Source organism: Exiguobacterium sp. s21, from assembly GCF_018617975.1.
In the GTDB taxonomy this organism is placed as follows: Bacteria; Bacillota; Bacilli; order Exiguobacteriales; family Exiguobacteriaceae; genus Exiguobacterium; species Exiguobacterium mexicanum_A.
Genome location: NZ_JACSLF010000041.1, coordinates 1 through 301 on the forward strand (window position 1 = coordinate 1; position 301 = coordinate 301).

At 59.8% G+C, this 301-nt stretch carries 1 protein-coding gene; it reads right to left on the reverse strand.

All coding sequences use genetic code 11. From position 1 onward, the window contains the following. The coding region (locus tag KNP06_RS15220; protein ID WP_214789523.1) for a helix-turn-helix domain-containing protein at positions 1-301 on the reverse strand (301 nt) is incomplete at both ends.

Sequence of the window (301 nt, forward strand, 5' to 3'; positions counted from 1 at the left end):
AGAAGGCAATTTTTCCTGCGTAGAGGCGGCCGACGATCTGTTCCGGGGACCAGGTCGCACGCAGCTTCTCGACGATCGTCCGGCGCATCGTGTCATCGAGTTTCGTCTTGGCACCGCAGTTGGTCTTCGCCTTCTCGTAGCGTTTCCGGGCACGTTCAGCCACGTAGTCGGGGTTCCGTCTGATCTCCCGCGAGACGGTCGATGGCTGTCGACCGAGCCGTCTCGCGATGGACCGGATGGACATCCCGAGCTCCAGATAGGTCTCTATTTTCACGCGTTCGGCTGTGGTAAGATGGGTGTA